Annotated in this window: 14 protein-coding genes and 4 tRNA genes; 6 read left to right on the top strand and 12 right to left on the bottom strand. The window is 49.7% G+C overall.

Annotated elements, in window-relative coordinates:
• Positions 1-35 precede the first annotated feature (35 nt).
• From ACQY8X_RS00735 to serB, 6 genes are all read left to right on the top strand, one after another.
• Complete coding sequence (locus tag ACQY8X_RS00735; RefSeq protein WP_428033223.1) at positions 36-341, top strand: DUF3467 domain-containing protein; 306 nt, start codon at positions 36-38, stop codon at positions 339-341.
• 92 nt (positions 342-433) lie between these two features.
• Positions 434-2,257: an HlyD family efflux transporter periplasmic adaptor subunit gene (locus tag ACQY8X_RS00730; RefSeq protein ID WP_428033222.1), complete on the top strand. Its 1,824-nt coding sequence runs from the start codon at positions 434-436 to the stop codon at positions 2,255-2,257.
• Positions 2,258-2,291: 34 nt separating this feature from the next.
• A complete protein-coding gene (locus ACQY8X_RS00725; RefSeq protein WP_428033221.1) occupies positions 2,292-4,436 on the top strand; it encodes a hypothetical protein in 2,145 nt (714 codons plus the stop codon).
• The gene (locus ACQY8X_RS00720; protein ID WP_428033220.1) at positions 4,429-6,423 is read left to right on the top strand and encodes a prepilin peptidase; all 1,995 of its coding nucleotides are present in this window, start codon (positions 4,429-4,431) and stop codon (positions 6,421-6,423) included. The genes ACQY8X_RS00725 and ACQY8X_RS00720 overlap by 8 nt, the downstream gene beginning before the upstream one ends.
• Positions 6,420-7,166 (top strand): efflux RND transporter periplasmic adaptor subunit, encoded by a 747-nt coding sequence (locus ACQY8X_RS00715; protein ID WP_428033219.1) that lies wholly within the window; start codon positions 6,420-6,422, stop codon positions 7,164-7,166. The genes ACQY8X_RS00720 and ACQY8X_RS00715 overlap by 4 nt, the downstream gene beginning before the upstream one ends.
• A 163-nt stretch (positions 7,167-7,329) precedes the next feature.
• The gene (gene serB, locus ACQY8X_RS00710; protein WP_428033218.1) at positions 7,330-8,556 is read left to right on the top strand and encodes a phosphoserine phosphatase SerB; all 1,227 of its coding nucleotides are present in this window, start codon (positions 7,330-7,332) and stop codon (positions 8,554-8,556) included.
• Between the two features lie 160 nt (positions 8,557-8,716).
• On the opposite strand, the gene ACQY8X_RS00705 is transcribed toward serB, so the two are convergent.
• From ACQY8X_RS00705 to ACQY8X_RS00650, 12 genes are all read right to left on the bottom strand, one after another.
• On the bottom strand, positions 8,717-9,184 hold the full coding sequence (locus ACQY8X_RS00705) for a GNAT family N-acetyltransferase (protein WP_428033217.1): 468 nt from the start codon (positions 9,182-9,184) through the stop codon (positions 8,717-8,719).
• Between the two features lie 106 nt (positions 9,185-9,290).
• Positions 9,291-9,743, bottom strand: a complete 453-nt coding sequence (locus ACQY8X_RS00700; RefSeq protein ID WP_428033216.1) for a hypothetical protein — start codon at positions 9,741-9,743, stop codon at positions 9,291-9,293.
• A gap of 64 nt (positions 9,744-9,807) precedes the next feature.
• On the bottom strand, positions 9,808-10,674 hold the full coding sequence (locus ACQY8X_RS00695) for a hypothetical protein (protein ID WP_428033215.1): 867 nt from the start codon (positions 10,672-10,674) through the stop codon (positions 9,808-9,810).
• Positions 10,675-11,139: 465 nt separating this feature from the next.
• Entirely contained in the window at positions 11,140-13,275 is a 2,136-nt protein-coding gene (locus ACQY8X_RS00690; RefSeq protein WP_428033214.1) for an EAL domain-containing protein, read from the bottom strand.
• Between the two features lie 535 nt (positions 13,276-13,810).
• Positions 13,811-13,885: transfer RNA gene (locus tag ACQY8X_RS00685), tRNA-Gln, on the bottom strand.
• A 9-nt stretch (positions 13,886-13,894) separates the two neighbouring features.
• Positions 13,895-13,971 (bottom strand) — tRNA-Met (locus ACQY8X_RS00680).
• A 108-nt stretch (positions 13,972-14,079) separates the two neighbouring features.
• A tRNA-Gln gene (locus ACQY8X_RS00675) sits at positions 14,080-14,154 on the bottom strand.
• Between the two features lie 18 nt (positions 14,155-14,172).
• Positions 14,173-14,249, bottom strand: a tRNA-Met gene (locus tag ACQY8X_RS00670).
• Positions 14,250-14,436: 187 nt separating this feature from the next.
• On the bottom strand, positions 14,437-15,528 hold the full coding sequence (gene ychF / locus ACQY8X_RS00665; protein WP_428033213.1) for a redox-regulated ATPase YchF: 1,092 nt from the start codon (positions 15,526-15,528) through the stop codon (positions 14,437-14,439).
• Between the two features lie 16 nt (positions 15,529-15,544).
• Positions 15,545-16,138, bottom strand: a complete 594-nt coding sequence (gene pth / locus ACQY8X_RS00660; protein WP_428033212.1) for an aminoacyl-tRNA hydrolase — start codon at positions 16,136-16,138, stop codon at positions 15,545-15,547.
• Between the two features lie 21 nt (positions 16,139-16,159).
• Positions 16,160-16,759 carry a 50S ribosomal protein L25/general stress protein Ctc gene (locus ACQY8X_RS00655; RefSeq protein WP_428033211.1) on the bottom strand — a complete coding sequence of 200 codons (600 nt, stop codon included), beginning with the start codon at positions 16,757-16,759 and terminating at the stop codon, positions 16,160-16,162.
• Between the two features lie 129 nt (positions 16,760-16,888).
• Positions 16,889-17,764: a ribose-phosphate pyrophosphokinase gene (locus ACQY8X_RS00650; protein ID WP_428033273.1), complete on the bottom strand. Its 876-nt coding sequence runs from the start codon at positions 17,762-17,764 to the stop codon at positions 16,889-16,891.
• Positions 17,765-17,776: the final 12 nt, after the last annotated feature.

Genomic DNA, 17,776 nt, shown 5'->3' with positions numbered 1-17,776 from the left:
TGATTTTTTCAAACGGAATACATTGAGGAATATAGATGTCTGGCGATACTGTAGAAAAGAAGAAAGCAAGTGGACCAACTATTCGTTGGGACGACAGCAAAATGCGCAGCACTTACGCTAATGTATGCAATGTTTCTAGCACACGCGAGGAGGTGACTCTGTTGTTTGGCACTAACCAGGCATGGCGTGCAGGGCAAAAAGAGGTGGGTATTGAACTGACTGATCGCATGATCCTCAGCCCATTTGCTGCTAAGCGTTTATCTCTGTTGTTAAACAGCGTTGTAGCCGAATATGAAAATCGTTTTGGTCCCCTTGACGATGCCGGTGTCAATAAAGGCTAAATAGTCGAGCGTTGGCTGACTTCTGAACGCTTCGGTATGTTTGACATACCGAGGCATTTTTATATTTATAACGATAAAAAAAGAATTGATATATGGGTGTGATAACGGCTTCGCTGCCGGATTCTGTTCGGCAGCTGAATGGGTTGCTGGATACCCATCATGAGAACTGGCATTTTACCTGGCTGGAGTGGCTGTGCAGTCAGCTGCCGCAGGTACGTGTAGCATTAGTGGTCGCCGATGAAGCACACAATGGCCAGTTTCACTCGGTGGCTGTCTGGCCTGAAGAGGGGGTTCAGGACAAGCTGTTGCTGGATGCCGCAGAAGAAACTCTGAAGAAAAAGCAGCCGCTCATCATGCCTTTGAATGATGGTAAACACCATCTGGGCAGTTATCCTGTGTTTGTGGATGGCAGCTTGCGAGCCGTTGTCACCCTGATGCTCAGTGCCGTCGATGAAGCTGAACTGCACAAAGCGTTGGCCGTTATTGAGTACTGCGCAGGATGGCTTGAGTTACGTCTTTCCCGCAGCCTGTTAAGTGTGGTTGCCCAGGATAATCAGCGTCAGCATATTGTTATCGATAGTATTGCTCATGTTCTCGGCGAGCGCGATTTTGAGCATGCGGCGCTGCGTTTCGTTAATCTGATGGGGCAATATTTAGATGCTGAGCGCGTTGTTCTGGGGTTTGTGAAACATGCAGAGTTAGAGATTCATTCTCAGTCAGATAGCAGCGATCATAGTAAAAAGCATGTGCTGGTAAAGTTAACCACCCAGGCGATGCAGGAAGCTGTCGATCAGCAGGAGTCCATTTTATGGCCCGCGTTGGATGAGCATAACCGTGTCACCCATGCGCACCGTAAATTAGCCAGTGAAAAAGGCCAGCGTGCGCTGATGACGGTTCCGCTGGTGGATAAGGAATCTTGTTATGGCGCGGTGCTTTTCGACCGTCCCTCAGATCAGCCATTCACGCAGGAAGAGCAACTGACAGCAGAAGCGCTGACTAATTTTGTCGGGGTAGTGCTTGAAGAAAAGCGCCAGTCCAGCCTGCCGTTGTATGCTTATATTTTCCGTAGTGTTAAAAATCAACTGAGTCTTCTGTTTGGTCCTGGGCATCTGGGGCGCAAGATTACCCTGTTCTGCCTGCTGCTCTTATCGATCTTTTTTAGCCTGGTCTCTGGTCGCTACAATATAAGTGCGGATGCCGTTATTGAAGGCGCAGAGTTACGTTCTGTTGTTGTACCCTACGATGGTTATTTGCAGAGCTCTACGGTAAGGGCGGGTGATACGCTGAAACAGGGCGAGTTGTTAGCCGAACTGGATACCCGCGAATTGCGTCTGCAGTTGATGAGCTGGGTAAACCAGGAAGCAACATCCCGGCGTAAGTATGAAGATGCCCTGGCGCGAAGTGAGCGTACGCAGGTGCAGATTAATAATGCCGAGAGTCAGCGGGCAAAGGCAGAGATCGAGCTGCTGGAATTCCAGATCTCGCAGGCGGCGATGAGGGCCCCGTTTGATGCGCTGATTGTGTCGGGGGACCTGAGTCAGCGGATAGGCACCCTGGTTCGTCAGGGGGATGTGTTATTTGAGTTATCGCCGCGTAGCGATTTCAGGCTGGCGATGTATGTGGATGAGTTTCGTATCAACGATCTCCGTCAGGGACAAACCGGTCAGTTGGTGTTAGCGGCGCTGCCTGATCAGAAATTCTCGTTCAGAATCACCCGTATAAACCCCATGGCCGAAGTCATTGAGGGGGCAACGGTTTATCGTGTAGAAGCCGACTTTGAAAACCGTGATGAGATGTTACGTGTAGGCCTTGAAGGTGTGGCACAGATCTATGTTGATGACCGCCTGTTAATCAGTATCTGGACACGGGGTATGCTGGATTGGATGAAACTTCAATTGTGGCGTTTCTGGGGATAGGGCATTTGTATCAGCTGACTGACATGGAGTTATCATGAGTGCTAATTTGTTTTCCAGCGATTGGTATCAGATTGCCGAATTGAAACCCCGGTTACGTCATCATGTCACGGTCAATGCGCACCGCTATCGGGGGCGGCGCTGGTATGTCCTTGAAGATCATGTCACCGGGCAGGTGCGTCGCCTTTCACCGCAGTCCTATCTGATCGTGGGCCTGATGAATGGCGAGCGAACCATTGACCGGCTATGGGAGCTATCATCGCAGCGGCTGGGCGAAGAGATGCCGACCCACGAAGAGATGCTGCAACTGCTGGCCAGTCTCTATCAGGCTAACCTGGTCAGCATGGATACCAGTGGTGATATCAGTGAACTGTTTGAGCGCGGTAAAGAGGCGGAAAGAACACGCTGGATGGCCAAACTGAAGTCGCCTCTATCCATTAAAATCCCTCTGATTGATCCTGAGCGTTTTTTAAGTGCAACGCAAAAATATCTGAGACCACTGTTTTCTATGGCCGCACTCTGTGTCTGGTGTGCAATGGTGATTGGCATGCTGGTGATGGTTGGTCAGCACTGGGATGAGTTAACATCCAACGTCACTGACCGGGTATTAGCGGCGGATAACCTGCTACTGTTATGGTTTGTTTATCCGGTGATAAAGTTGTTGCATGAACTGGGACACGGCTATTGCGTAAAGCGTGGTGGCGGCGAAGTTCACGAGTTAGGCGTCATGCTGCTGGTGCTTCTGCCGATGCCCTATGTTGATGCCTCGTCAACCAATGCCTTTGCGGATAAGAAACAGCGTATTTTAGTCAGCTCAGCCGGGATTATCGTTGAGTTATTTATTGCTGCCGTGGCGATGTTTATCTGGGTCAACTCGGAACCCGGCATCGTTAAATCCATTGCTTACAATGTTATTTTTATTGCCGGATTATCCACCGTCATGGTGAATGGTAACCCGCTGCTGAGGTTCGACGGTTATTACATACTGGCGGATTTTATTGAAATTCCCAACCTGGGTCAGCGTGCCAATCAATACTGGGGGTGGCTGACCAAGCGGTTTATGTTTGGTGTAAGCGGCCTGGCCTCACCCGCATATGACCGGCGCGAAGCGATCTGGTTGTTTGTTTACGGTTTTGCCTCCTACATCTATCGTATGTTCCTGATGGTCACCATTGTGCTGTTTGTGGCACAGAAATATTTCTTTGTGGGCATTGTTCTGGCGATATGGGCGCTGGTTGGGACATTAATTGTGCCAAACTTCAAACTGCTGAAAAAAGCCTGGCAAGACTCCGATATCCGGACGGGACGGCGGAGCCCTTCGGTGATGATTCCAGTGACTGCCGGCATCGTCTTGCTGCTGCTATGTGTGTTGCCTTTGCCGTTGACCACCAGTGTTGAAGGTGTGGTGCAGATGGACAAGCAGCGCCGTATTCTGGCGCAGGAAAACTGTTTTGTTGAGCAGTTGCATCAGCCCTCAGGCGCGATGGTTCATACAGGTGACCTGCTGGTCAGTTGCACCAACCCCCAGCTGCGTAAAGAGCAATTGGTGTTACAACAGCAGTTCATCGAAGCAAGTGCCGAACGCCAGGGTGTCTGGAATGACCCGGTTCAGCTAAAGATCTACGATGATCAGCTGTCGCGCTTAAGCTCGGAACTGAAAGAGAACGAAACCAGACTCGCATCCTTAAACCTCTATGCTCAGGCCGATGGTATCTGGTCTGTGCGAAATCCAGCAGACCTGCCCGGCAAGTTTGTGCGGCGGGGTGATCTGCTTGGCTATGTCATAACCGATGCCAATGTTTCGATTCGTGGCATGGTGCCAGAAGCGGATATTGAACTGGTGCGTGACAAATCTGAGGCGGTAGTTGCTCTGCAAACATCTGATCTGTACACCGAGTTAACACCGCAGAGCTGGTTTGTCTTTCCTGCAACGACAAAAGAGCCTGTGAGTGTCATACTCACTGAACCGGCCGGGGGCAGTATTATTATGGATCCTTCCTCAACTGCCGAGACACCCCAGGCGCTGAGACGCTACTTCATCGTTGCACTTGAGTTTGAACATTTTCCCGCCGTCTATGTTGATGAACGTATTCATCTGAAGTTTGAGCACCCGCCTGAGGCGATCATTTACCGGCTTTATCGTTTAGTGCGTCGTACTTTCCTGGAGTACTTCAGTGTCTGAATATGCGAGTAAGCAGCCGGTGATTGCCGGTTTACGTAACGAGTATAAATGGCAGGAGAGTAATCGCCTCGATACCTTTCTCAAGCGGTCAAAAGAGCTTGCGAATAAGCTCAATAACAAGCTGTTACGGCGCAATGAGCGTATCGTCAACGCAATACTCAAACGTTCGGCAGTGCTGGAGCACGGTAACGCTGATGAACTTGATCAGGCGCTGGTTAGCATTCGCCAGGCATTGCGCCTGGAAGGCATAAACACAGCGACAATCATTGAAGCGTTTGCCGTTATCAGAGAGGTGAGTGGACGTGTACTGGGGATGCGCCATCATCATACGCAAATCAGGGCCTCCCTGGCGATGTTGCGTGGCGGGATTGCTGAGATGGCAACGGGGGAGGGCAAAACCCTGGCGGCGACGCTGGCTGCCGCGACTGCCGCGATCGCCGGGATGCCGGTTCATGTCGTCACCATCAATGATTACCTTGCCGAGCGCGATTGCGAAGAGATGTTACCGCTGTACCAGGCTCTGGGGTTATCGGTAGGGGTTATTGTGCATGAAAAGGAGTTACAGGAACGGCGGCAGATCTACGCCTGTGATATCTGCTATTGCAGTAATAAAGAGCTTACCTTTGATTTCCTGAAAGACAGTCTGGTACTGGCCCATAGAAAAACAACGCGAATTCAGCAGGCATCCTTACTGACGGGGGATTCGTCCTGGTCAGATAGCTTATTATTACGCGGTTTACATTTTGCCATCGTGGATGAGGCGGATAGCGTTTTTATTGATGAAGCCCGAACGCCACTGATTATTTCCGGCCAGGAAAAGTTTGGTCAACGGGAAGAGCTGCTGTTGAAGACCGCCATGGATATTGCCGGGAAGTATGAAAAAGAGCTCCATTTTAAGCAGGATGAAAACGCTCAGATACATCTCACCCCGGCAGGGCAGGTGTTATTAGTTGAATGTTGCCAACCGCTTGATGGTCTGTGGAATAGCAGCTTTTATCGCGAACCGCTGGTGAAACAGGCTCTGGCGGCACTGCACGTCTACCACCTGGACAGGGATTACATTATCGATGAAGAGGGCGCGGTGCAGATTGTCGACCTGTATACCGGTCGTGTCATGCCCGGACGTAGTTGGGGGCAGGGTCTGCAGCAGATGATCGAAATGAAAGAGAAGTGTGAACTGACCAAACCCAGGGAAACCAATGCCGAGATCAGTTATCAGAACTTTTTCAGGAAATATCATCACCTATGCGGTATGACCGGCACCGTCCGCGAGGTTGCAGGCGAGTTATTAGATGTTTATCGTTTGCGCAGTGAAACGATTCCCTTGTTGAAAAAAAGTCTGCGTCGAAAAGCATTCCGTGAAGTGTATCTGACAGAAGCGGAAAAATGGCAGCGGGTTGCACAGCTTACCCGTGAACTTGTAGCGCAGGGACAAGCGATACTCATCGGCACAAACTCGGTTGCATCATCAGAAGCGATCAGCAAGGTTCTTCTTGGTGAGTCTATTGAACATAAGATACTGAATGCTCGTCAGGATAAAGAGGAAGCTGAGATCGTTTCCGTTGCGGGGCATTCCGGAGCCGTCATGGTCGCTACCAGCATGGCTGGGCGTGGAACAGATATCAAGTTGACTGAGGAAACGCGGGCATCGGGTGGATTACATGTCATTATTACCGAGCTGCAGGATGCCGCCCGAATTGATCGGCAGCTAGCCGGTCGAAGTGCGCGCCAGGGAGATCCCGGATCGGTCAGTGAAATTTTATCATTTGAAGATCAGTTGGTTAAAAAGATGGCAGGCCCACTGCTCAGAAGGCTCATAAAGACTATTAGCACTACAGGGATAAATCTGCCTCATCGGTTGGGTTATCGCCTACAGTTGAGTTGCCAGAACAAGCTTTCGCGAAGTCATTACAAACAGCGTATGCAACTCATAAAAGTAGATACTCAGCGTCAGCGGACATTGGCATTTACCGGGGATAAAAAATGAACAAAAAACAAGTGATGTTGATGCTGGCTGTAAGCCTTATCTTCACGCAGTTTGACAGTGCGCATGCGGATGAGCAGACCTTGTCAACGCTGGGCTGCATGTTAGAGCCGAGCGAGAAGGTACAGATCAGCTCGCCGGTTACCGGCGTGCTTGATATGGTGCAGGTTAAACGGGGAGACAGTATTAAAAAAGGACAGTCTTTATTCCAGCTAAAAGCGGGTGTGGAAAGGGAAGCTGTTCGGTTAGCAAGGGTAAGGGCTGAATTCGCTACAAGAAAGCAGCAGCGCAACAAGGACCTGTATGACGAAGATATTCTGACCGCGAATGAGCGCGATGAAATTGAAACCGAAGTGCTGATCGCTAACTCTGAACTGCGTTTAAAGCAGCAGGAACTTGAGCTGCGCAAGGTGTCCAGCCCTATTAACGGGGTGGTCGTTAACCGGTTTAACAATGAAGGTGAGTACGTGACGACGGAGCCGATTTTATCCCTTGCAACATTAGATCCACTACATGTAGAGCTGCTATTACCTTCCAGTTATTTTGGGAAAATTGCTCTGAAACAGGAGCTCCTGATTAAACCCGAGTCAGAGGTAATTGCTGCAAAGTCTGCCAAGGTTATTATTGTGGACCCTTTGATCGACTCAGCCAGTGGTACTTTCCGTGTGCAGTTAGTGATGCGTAATCCGGGTAATAAAATTCCTGCGGGTCTTCGCTGTTCCGTACAGCCGCTGAGTAACCCTTAAGATAAAGCCGACAGTAGCCGGGGTTTAAGCCGGGGCAGAGACAAGCGTTCTGATGATCTGTTCTCTGCCGGTATAAAGTTCACTATCTGTTTCGATCTTTAACAGCAATAAATTATAGCGGTGGTATAATCCGCCCATCTTCAGCATGCATTGCGAATAGGTCATGAAAGAGATCATCCTGCTCAACATCTCCGGCCAGGACAAGCCGGGCGTAACCTCCTCTATTACCAGTATTCTGGCCCAGTTCGAGATCGATATTCTCGATATTGGTCAGGCGGTTATCCATAATACTTTGTCACTGGGTATTCTGATCGGCGTTCCGGCGAAGGCAGAGGCTTCCAGTCTGCTACGGGATGTGCTGTTCAAAGCCCATGAGATGGATATGCATATCCGTTTTGAACCTGTCACCGAGGCTGAATACAACAGCTGGGTCGGAGAGCAGGGCAAGTCCCGTCATATCATCACCCTGCTGGCGCGCAAGATTACCGCCGAACATATCGGTAAGGTGACCCAGACCGCGGCTGATCATGGTCTGAATATCGATAATATCAGCCGCCTGTCTGGCCGGGTCTCAATCGGTGCTGCCGCGTTGGAAAAGAGCGGCGAGAAGACCCGCGCCTGTGTCGAGTTCTCTGTCCGCGGTGCCCCTGCCGATTCTGCCCAGTTGCGCGAAGAGTTTCTGCGTATCGCCAGTGATCTGGATGTGGATATCGCCTTCCAGAAGGATGATATCTACCGCCGTAACCGCCGTCTGGTGGTGTTTGATATGGACTCAACCCTGATTGAGGCCGAAGTGATTGATGAGCTGGCCAAAGAAGCGGGTGTCGGTGAGCAGGTGGCGGAGATTACCGAAGCGGCGATGCGCGGCGAGATCGACTTCACCGAAAGCTTTACCCGGCGCATGGCGCTGCTGAAAGGGCTGGACGAGTCAGTACTGGAACGGATAGCCCACAGCCTGCCATTGACCGAAGGTGTAGAAGAACTGGTGTCTAAGCTGAAAGCGCTGGGCTTTAAAACCGCGATTCTGTCTGGTGGTTTCAACTACTTCGGCAACTATCTGCAGCAGAAGATGGGCTTTGACTACGTCTATGCCAACGAACTTGAGATTGTTGATGGCAAAGTCACCGGCAACGTCACCGGCACCGTCGTTGACGGCAAGCGTAAAGCTGAACTGCTGCGCAAAATCGCCGGGAAAGAGGGCGTAAGCCTGGAACAGACCATCGCCGTCGGTGATGGCGCCAATGACCTGCCGATGCTCTCCATCGCCGGCCTGGGCATCGCTTTCCGGGCGAAGCCACTGGTGCGCCAGAGTGCCAAACAAGCGATCTCAACGCTGGGGCTGGATGGGATTCTCTACCTCATCGGCTTCCGGGATAGGGATACGCTTTAAGAGCAGACGCGGCTTTGCCGCTTGAGAAATCAGAACGCTGCTGCGCAGCTCGCTAGCCGCTAGACGTCACTTCGTGACTTGCTAGAAAAAGCCAGAGCAAGAGCTTTTCCACTCGTTCCCACGCTCCCGCGTGGGAACGAGATATCAGACGTTTTTGTCTTCACCATTTACCGACAGGGATATGGTAAGTTGTGAAGCAGCGACCTAGTTGTTCCGTTTTTTGAACTTTAGTTGCTATTTTATTTAGTGCCTTGTACACAGGCCTGCTTTCCAGCAAATGAAATAGTACTTCTTTATGCCCTAATTCGTTTGCCCAACGCATGAGTGTTTTGAATATAGGTATGCCAAAACCCCAGAATTTTTTCGTAATAACGATAGCTAACTCAAAGCCATTATCATCTGGCTGAATACCACACCAACCTGCTAACTCACCATCTATATAAACGGCGCGGATACGGCATCCTTGCGTTGAATCTACTCTGATTTTTTCTTCCATCCACGCCTGAAGGCTAATAACATCAAAATAAGGATGATCAATCAGATGCACTCTCAGTGAATCTTCATTGACAATCCCCATCATCTCTTCTGGATTCACATTACCAAAAAGAGAATATTCAATTTCACTCATATTTCAATATCTCTACGCTTAGCTAAACGGCCGCGCTGAAAGTGCTATCCGCTGGAGACCTCTTTAGCGGCCGGAGCGAGATAAATTGTTCCTATGTCGCTGTTTGTTAAAAACCAGTTCTTCTCTGTTCTATTGTCTTATCATGTGGTTTGCAGTAGCCGCCGACCTTACCACTATAAATATGGCCCAGCTTAGAAGTGAGTGAAACTGAGAGGGTATACGGACTTCCAGGATTAACCCATCGATGTAAAATTGGATCGTACTCCTGTTCAAAATCAAACCTCAAAATGAATGAAGAAACTTTATCATTATTGATTTTTCTAGCTTTCAGTTGCTTATTCAATTTCTCACGATATGTATCGACTAAGTTTCTCATGTGGTCTGAAAAAGGTTCAAGCTCCCCATTTAGCACATCGATTTTTACGTGCAGCACACCATTATCTTTGGCCAATTTATATAGCTGACCTGTAGCCCAATAACCTAGGTAGTCGTTATTGCGTGAATTTAGTGACTGGGTAAGGTCATTAACTAAAGCCCCCATTTCTTGATGACTTGCCATAGTTCACTTTGACTTCTAACAATTGATTATTCGTTCCCACGCTCCCGCGTGGGAATGAGACACGCTAACGACGACCAAAGTTCACTTTCAGAACATTTGGATGCTCTGTTTTCTCAACTAAAGTCTGGCGTTTCCATATTGGGTTTTGTTTCCAGTACAATCCTGAGTTTTGGATTAAAACACCGCCACCACAATATGAAGATAGGCATCCAGTCATTTGTAACCCACCAATTTGAGAGCTTTTAGGAGTGAGTTCTATTCTTGTCCCCGCAATCGTCATATTGACTTCGACAGCAGTTAGAGGAAAGGCTAAGTGGCTAAAAACATTGTGACCATACCTCTTGATTGCTTGCTCTTCACTCTCAAGCTCAACAAAGCGCAAATATAGATAGTCACCGTTAGAGTAGCTTACTTCCAGTTCCTTCCCTTGAGGAGGACTTCTTAAATCAATTGGAGAGCCAATATTTTCCCACGAGTTATCTTCAATAATGATCCGCTCTTCAGATTCTAAACTGAGCATGTTGACGCTCAAGCGTAAATAACCATCTTCATCTCGTATCAACGAGACTAAATCAATATTGTCGATAGTAATTATCTTTGGAGTTTCGTAATAAAAGTTTCCACCAACTACAGCTAACAAGTCCCTACGTAACCAGTCTAAATTACCTTTTACCAAGTCAGCATTAGCTTTATCCCTTTTTAAGTCATAAAGCTGTTCTACAGTATAAGCGCCGCCATCTGCCTTTTTATGATGCTGTGTGCACAAGGCAATCATACCCTTGGGATCATTATGAGGTTTTACACTAACTGGAGGATCAAAGTGGTGATATTCAAGATACGGATTACCGCAGCCTTTAATCGGACAGCCAAATCCAACTTCTTTACGAAGTACCTTTTTTACAGCATTAGGAATAGGCTTTCTTCCTGACATGTAGCACGACTCCAATTTCAAACCGTTTTTATAACGCCAAACGCAGCTGGAGGAGCGCAGTGGCAATCCGCTGCTACGCCGAGGATTTACTCGTTCCCACGCTCCCGCGTGGGAACGAGATAAAAATATGTATCGCAGGAGCTGTTACTAAATACGCAAAGGTAAGGGCTGCCAGAGAGGAAAAAGGATCAATGGTATTCATCCTGAATATCCGTCTGAACTGTCTTACATGCCTTGCTTAGCGACACAGACCCATCTAAATCACAGACTACGATACGGGTACTCCAGTTACCCACCGGGTTTGCTATATTCTTGCAGCCTTATTGATGACTACAGTCGCTGTTTCTCTTTGCTTTTTCTAGCAGTCGCGAAGCGACGTTCTAACCACTAGCTAGCCGCGAAGCGGCGATCTGAAGTTATCGGCGAAGCCGCGATCTAGCCACTCCGCCGCCTGCGGCGGTTTTATTATTCAAAAAAATCGTAAGTCATCTCTTCTGAGGGCGGTTGCAGGTAGTAGCCCTGAATATAATCGACCCCCAGTTTCCAGAGTTTACCCATCAGGCGGGTGTCTTCAACCAGCGGGGCGATGCTGCCGATACCTGAACCTTTGAGGTCTTTAATCAGCGCGGCGAAGGCTTTGTCGGAGTCGGATGAGTTGCTCAGGTCCTGGATATAGGAGCCATCCAGTTTAATCAGATCGGGCTTTAGTTTATTCCGCAGTAATTCACGGTTTTCAGAGACGCCGAAATGTTTGATGCAGAACTTGCAGCCCAGTTTTTTCAGTCCAAAGCGGAACTGTTCAGCCTGTACCTGGCTGGTGCTCAGATCTGACTCACTGGCCTGGAAGACAATCATTTCGGCAGGAATACGGTATTCCTTGAGCTGATCCGCAACCCAGTTCAAAGTATCCGGATCCTGATAAAAAGCGGATGTCAGATTGATAAATAACCGGCTGCGTTGCTGATTTTTAAGCTGATCTGCAACACGGATAAAGGCGTGCTGAATAACCCACTTATCGATCCGGACGCTGATATCTGAGCTGTCCATGGTGCTGAGGAATACGTTAGGCGATAAGCCCTCCTCTCCATCGTTCTCCTGCAGTCGCAGGAACACTTCATAGTTGCCCCAGCCATTGGCTGAAGCCAGCGCAACGATTGGCTGAAACAGAATGCGGAACTTATCATGATCCAGCGCATCGATGATCATCTTGATTGATGAGTCATCAATGTCATCATGATCATCATCTTCCAGTTCAAACAACTGTACGCCGTTACCCCGCTGACCATCGTTCAGAACCGCATCCGCTGCGCTTCTGGCACGGTCAATCAACTCGATATAGTGGGGGGCGTTATCGTTGATTGAGCAGATACCGATACTGCAGGTGGTGCTTACGGTGGAGCCGGTCACATCCACTTTTAGCTGGGCGATTGAGTGGCACAGCAGATCGGCCAGCTTGACGGCTTTATCAGGGCTTGGATCATGGAACAGGATTGCAAAGACATCCTCTTCCAGACGGGCACAGAGGTGGATCTTATTGATCTTCTGTTGCAACAGCTCGGCAACATCCGCAAGAACGATATCACATCCGCTGGCACCTAATTCAGATTGCAGGGCGCTGTAATTATCAAACTTGATATACAGAAGGCTGCAATCAGACCCGCCGACCAGCGCCCGGTGAGCCGCTTTTTCCAGTGCGTTGACAAGGAAGTTAGCATCATACAGACGGGTGGTTGCATCAAGATTTTCGAAACTCTCTTCATTACTCTTGATATCAGGGCTGATGATAACCTGCAGACAGGTCTGATTCAGATAGCGTGCGTGCTGTATATTGAATGTTGCCTGGAAATTAGTGCCGTCAACACGACGTGCTTTCAGTTCGGTTTTAACCCCGTGACAGTCCTCTTCGAGTGCTTCCTGTAGTGCGGTTTTTAACTGATCACGATCTTTGAGTACGGTGAACTTATCCAGAGGTTCATACTGAGGGCCGCTACTCTCTTCCAGGCCAAATAACTCGGCAAAAGCGGGATTGCTATAGAGGGTGATCAGATCGGTGGTGAGATAGACGATGGGGAGTCTGGAAAGATCAGCGAGCTGTTGGCTCTGCTTTTCTGATTCGGCAAGTTCTGCTTCAAGAATACGCAGACGCCGCCGGTTTTCTAAGTGTTCCAGCTGTCTGCGGATCTGGATCAGCAGTAGTTCCTGCTCGTCCAGCGAGATCACCGTCGCCATCCGGGCTTTCAGTCCTTGCAGCAGGGCCTGGCTATCGCTTTTGGGTACCAGTTGAATAATCGGAATGTCTTTATTCAGCCGGTGAAGAATCTGCACTGCTTCTTTAGCGCCAAACTGTCCCTCTACCTGAGGGCTGAGAATGAGGTCCCAGGAGCGTTCACTGAGAGCCTGGTTAAACTCTTCAGCAGACTGCGCCTGCTGCCCTCTGGGGGCGAGTCGTGCACCCCGCAACAGCGTGATAATCGGATCCGCTTCCGCTGCGGTCAGACCGAGAAACAGGATATGCACATTCTTGCGCAGTCGCTGTCTCTTTTCAGAAATAATCCTTTTTAACAGGCCATCAGGCGTACCTGTTGCTGTTTGTCCGCTCATTGTTTTCTTCTGCAGTTTAAACATTATATGGAGCATTGAGTGTATCCGCTTTGAGGCAATCTGTCAGCGGGAAGGCTTTAAAAATCTATAGCGCTGGGGACGGGGGTCATAAAGAGAGTGAACAGCCGTAGCCCGTTGTTAGAACGTCACAAAAATCTTGACTTGCGCGTCGCTCGGCAAAACCCTCTTAACGGAGTATGTGATGGTTTAAGGAGTAAGTGCTGTGTAAGAACGTTATTCTATCGGTTAGGCAGGATCAATTATTTGCTTTTTCTGGCAACTCACAACTAGCCACTTATCGTTTATGTACCCGGTGGTTGTGTGGACCTGGAATTATTTTAAGAACTGAGTAGCTTGAAGCCAGAAAAGAATGGCTGGGGTAGGAGGATTGATCCTTATCGTCTGAAGACGATAAGTCCCCTGCGGGCTTCGCTGGCGCTCGTCTCAAATTGCTGCGCAATTTGTCGAACCTCGAGGTTTTCGTGCAAACTGGAAGTCAGGGAGTTTTGTTGAGCATTGCAGAGAAACAAAAGAATGGCTGGGGTAGGAGGATTCGAACCTCCGCATGACGAGATCAAAACCCGTTGCCTTACCGCTTGGCGATACCCCAGCAAAAGAATGGTGGCAATAGCGGGACTCGAACCTGCGACCCTCGCATTATGAATGCGATGCTCTAACCAGCTGAGCTATATTGCCATTTATATAACAGTGGGTTTAATAACCGTTATACAAATACGGTCGGTAACAACAGCCTGAGCTGTTACTTACCTCATTTTAAATGCCTGTTGTCAGCATTTAAAAAGTTGGCTGGGGTAGGAGGATTCGAACCTCCGCATGACGAGATCAAAACCCGTTGCCTTACCGCTTGGCGATACCCCAGCATTATTGATAAGTGAATGGTGGCAATAGCGGGACTCGAACCTGCGACCCTCGCATTATGAATGCGATGCTCTAACCAGCTGAGCTATATTGCCTTAGCACTTATCAAGGCCGCGAATTATTCTCTTTTTTACTAATCATGTCAACTGATTGGCGGGAAAAAACCGGTCATTTTCTTTACCGGTTGCGAGGCAAAAAAATAGCCATCGTGAATCGCTTCAGAATGGCTGTTTTTTGTACTGAAAAGGCGGTCTAAGATCGCCTTTTCGATAGATTTTTGGTTTAAACGTTAAAGCGGAAGTGGACGACATCACCATCTTTGAGGATGTATTCCTTACCTTCAAGACGCCATTTACCGGCATCTTTGGCACCGGCTTCACCCTTGTACTGGATGAAATCATCGTAGCCGATCACTTCAGCGCGGATGAAGCCCTTCTGGAAGTCGGTGTGGATTACGCCAGCGCCCTCCGGTGCGGTTGCGCCTTGCTTGACGGTCCAGGCACGCACCTCTTTTACACCGGCGGTGAAGTAGGTGTGCAGCCCCAGCAGGGAGTATCCGGCACGGATTACCCGGTCAAGTCCAGGCTCTTCCATGCCCATCTCCTGCAGGAATTCGAGTTTCTCTTCATCTTCCAGCTCAGAGATTTCGGCTTCCATCTTATTACAGATGACCACAACTTCAGCGCCTTCCTCTTCTGCCAGCTTGATGACCTGGTCGAGATGAGGGTTGTTTTCAAAACCATCTTCAGCAACGTTGGCGATATACATCGTTGGCTTCACGGTCAGCAGGTGGAACTGACGAATCTCAGCCTGCTCTTCGGGGTTCAGTTCCAGTGCGCGAACCGGTTTGCCCTGTTCCAGTTGCGCCAGTACTTTTTCCAGAATAACTTTGGATTTCAGCGCATCTTTGTCGCCACTTTTGGCAACCCGCATCACTTTATTCAGCTGCTTTTCAACCGATTCAAGGTCGGCCAGCGCCAGTTCGGTGTTGATGATCTCAATATCATCAATCGGGTCGATCTTGTTGGCTACGTGGATGACGTTGTCATCTTCGAAGCAGCGAACCACGTGCGCGATCGCATCGGTTTCACGGATATTAGCGAGGAACTTATTACCCAGGCCTTCGCCCTTAGATGCGCCTGCGACCAGGCCGGCGATATCAACAAACTCCATCGTTGTTGCCAGAACACGCTCAGGTTTAACAATTTCTGACAAGGCATCCAGACGAGGATCAGGCATAGGCACGACGCCTGCGTTGGGCTCAATGGTGCAGAAGGGAAAGTTTTCTGCACCAATTCCCGCTTTGGTCAGTGCGTTAAACAGAGTAGATTTGCCTACGTTTGGCAAACCAACGATGCCGCATTTGAAGCCCATGGCTGTGATCCTGTCGTCAGTTGTTTGGTTTAAAAGAGTGTAAGGTTGTCATCGCTTTGTGCCAGTCGCCACCTGCGGCTTGTTCCAGCACGCGCAGCGCTTCGTCGCCAGCCGCTTCCGTCAGACTGAACTCGGAAGTCGGGGCTTTTTTCAGAACGAAGCTGCTGACTTCGGCTGCGCTGCCCGGATGTCCGATGCCGATGCGCAGCCGATAAAAATTCTTGTTGTTGCCAAGTTTGCTGATGATATCGCGTAAACCGTTATGTCCACCGTGACCTCCGCCGAGTTTAAAGCGGGCAACACCGGGGGGCAGATCCAGTTCATCGTGGGCGACCAGTATCTGTTCAGCAGGAATCTTATAGAAATTGGCCAGTGAGGCAACTGCCTGGCCGCTGAGATTCATAAAAGTGGTTGGGATCAGCAGGTGAACGGGGTTGCCATTCAGTGTGATCTTGCCATACAGGCCGTGAAACTTGGTTTCTGGCTTGAGTTGGATAAGGTGTCGGGCAGCTAGCTGCCCGACAAAGTCGGCTCCGGCATTGTGACGGGTCTGGTCATACTTCTGGCCTGGATTACCCAGGCCGACGATCAGTTGTATCTGGTCTTGCATACCGGAGCCTGTGGTCAGCTATTACTTACCAGCTTTAGCTGCGCGTGGTGCGTAAGCCTGAGCGATACCCTGGTCACGGTCAGCACCGCGACGCAGTTGAACGATCTCAACGCCTTCTGGCAGAGTGATATCAGACAGGTGGATAACCTGGTCCATATCAACTTTAGACAGATCAACTTCCAGTACTTCTGGCAGGTTTTCTGGCAAGCAGAGAACTTTCGCAGTGTTTTGCTGGATAGTGAACTTACCAGACGCTTTACCAGCTGGAGACTGGTTGAAGTTAACAAAGTTCAGCGGCACGATGATTTCGATTGGCGCAGACTTGTTAACGCGCTGGAAGTCAATGTGCATCACAGAGTTTTTAGCTGGATGACGTTGCATATCCTTAACGATAACTTGCTCTTCTTTACCTTCCAGTGACAGTGTCAGAATAGAAGAGAAGAAGCTGGAATCTTCAAGCTGTTTAACCAGTACGCGGTTTTCCAGAGAGATAGACACAGGCTTGTCATTTTCTTCACCACCGTAAACTACAGCAGGAACAAAACCAGTGTGACGCAGGCGGCGGCTCGCACCTTTCCCTTCGTCTGAGCGAGGCTGTGCATTCAATACAAAAGCGGTCATTTTAATACCTTCAATAAAAGCAAAACTGCAAACACCTTGCGACCAGGTCTTTGCAGTTATTTCAGTAAGCCCGTAATGGGCACGTTTTCCCGTTTGGGATATGTATCAGCTACCGCTAAGCTCGCGGGCTTAGCGGAACATAGCGCTGATAGATTCTTCGTTGCAGACGCGGCGTACCGCTTCTGCCAGCATCGGCGCCAGGGTCAGCTGGCGGATCTGTGGGCAATTCTGTGCAGCTTCACTCAGAGGGATGGTGTCAGTGACGACTAACTCATCCAGTTCAGAGCTGGTGATGTTGCTGATTGCGGCGCCAGATAGTACGGCGTGAGTGGCATAGGCAACAACCTTTTCGGCGCCGTTAGCTTTCAATGCGCCAGCGGCCTTGCACAGGGTGCCAGCGGTATCACACATGTCGTCCACCAGAATACAGGTGCGGCCACGGACATCACCGATCAGGTTCATTACCTGAGCTTCGTTGGCTTTTTCACGACGCTTGTCGATAATTGCCAGATCACAGCCAAGCTGCTTGGCCACCGCCCGTGCCCGGACTACACCGCCGACGTCAGGGGAGACAACGATAGGGTTGTCATAGCTCTGACGGGCGATCTCATCCAGCAGTACCGGAGAGCCATAGACGTTATCAACAGGGATATCGAAGAAACCCTGAATCTGGTCAGCATGCAGATCGACGGTCAGTACCCGGTCGATGCCAACACCGGCCAGCATATCGGCGACAACCTTGGCGCTGATCGCAACCCGGGCAGAGCGTGGCCGACGGTCCTGACGGGCATAACCGTAATAAGGGATCACCGCGGTGATGCGGCTGGCTGATCCACGACGCAGCGCGTCAGCCATGACGATCAGTTCCATCAGGTTGTCGTTGGTTGGAGCGCAGGTGGACTGGAGAATAAAGACATCCTTACCACGGGCGTTCTCAAGAATCTCAACGCTGATTTCACCATCGCTGGACTGGATGATGAGGAAGATGAGCAGGCAAACGTCAATATTGAACTTGAA

Source organism: Amphritea sp., from assembly GCF_050300915.1.
GTDB lineage: Bacteria > Pseudomonadota > Gammaproteobacteria > Pseudomonadales > Balneatricaceae > Amphritea.
This window is presented reverse-complemented; position numbering and strand designations above follow the sequence as displayed.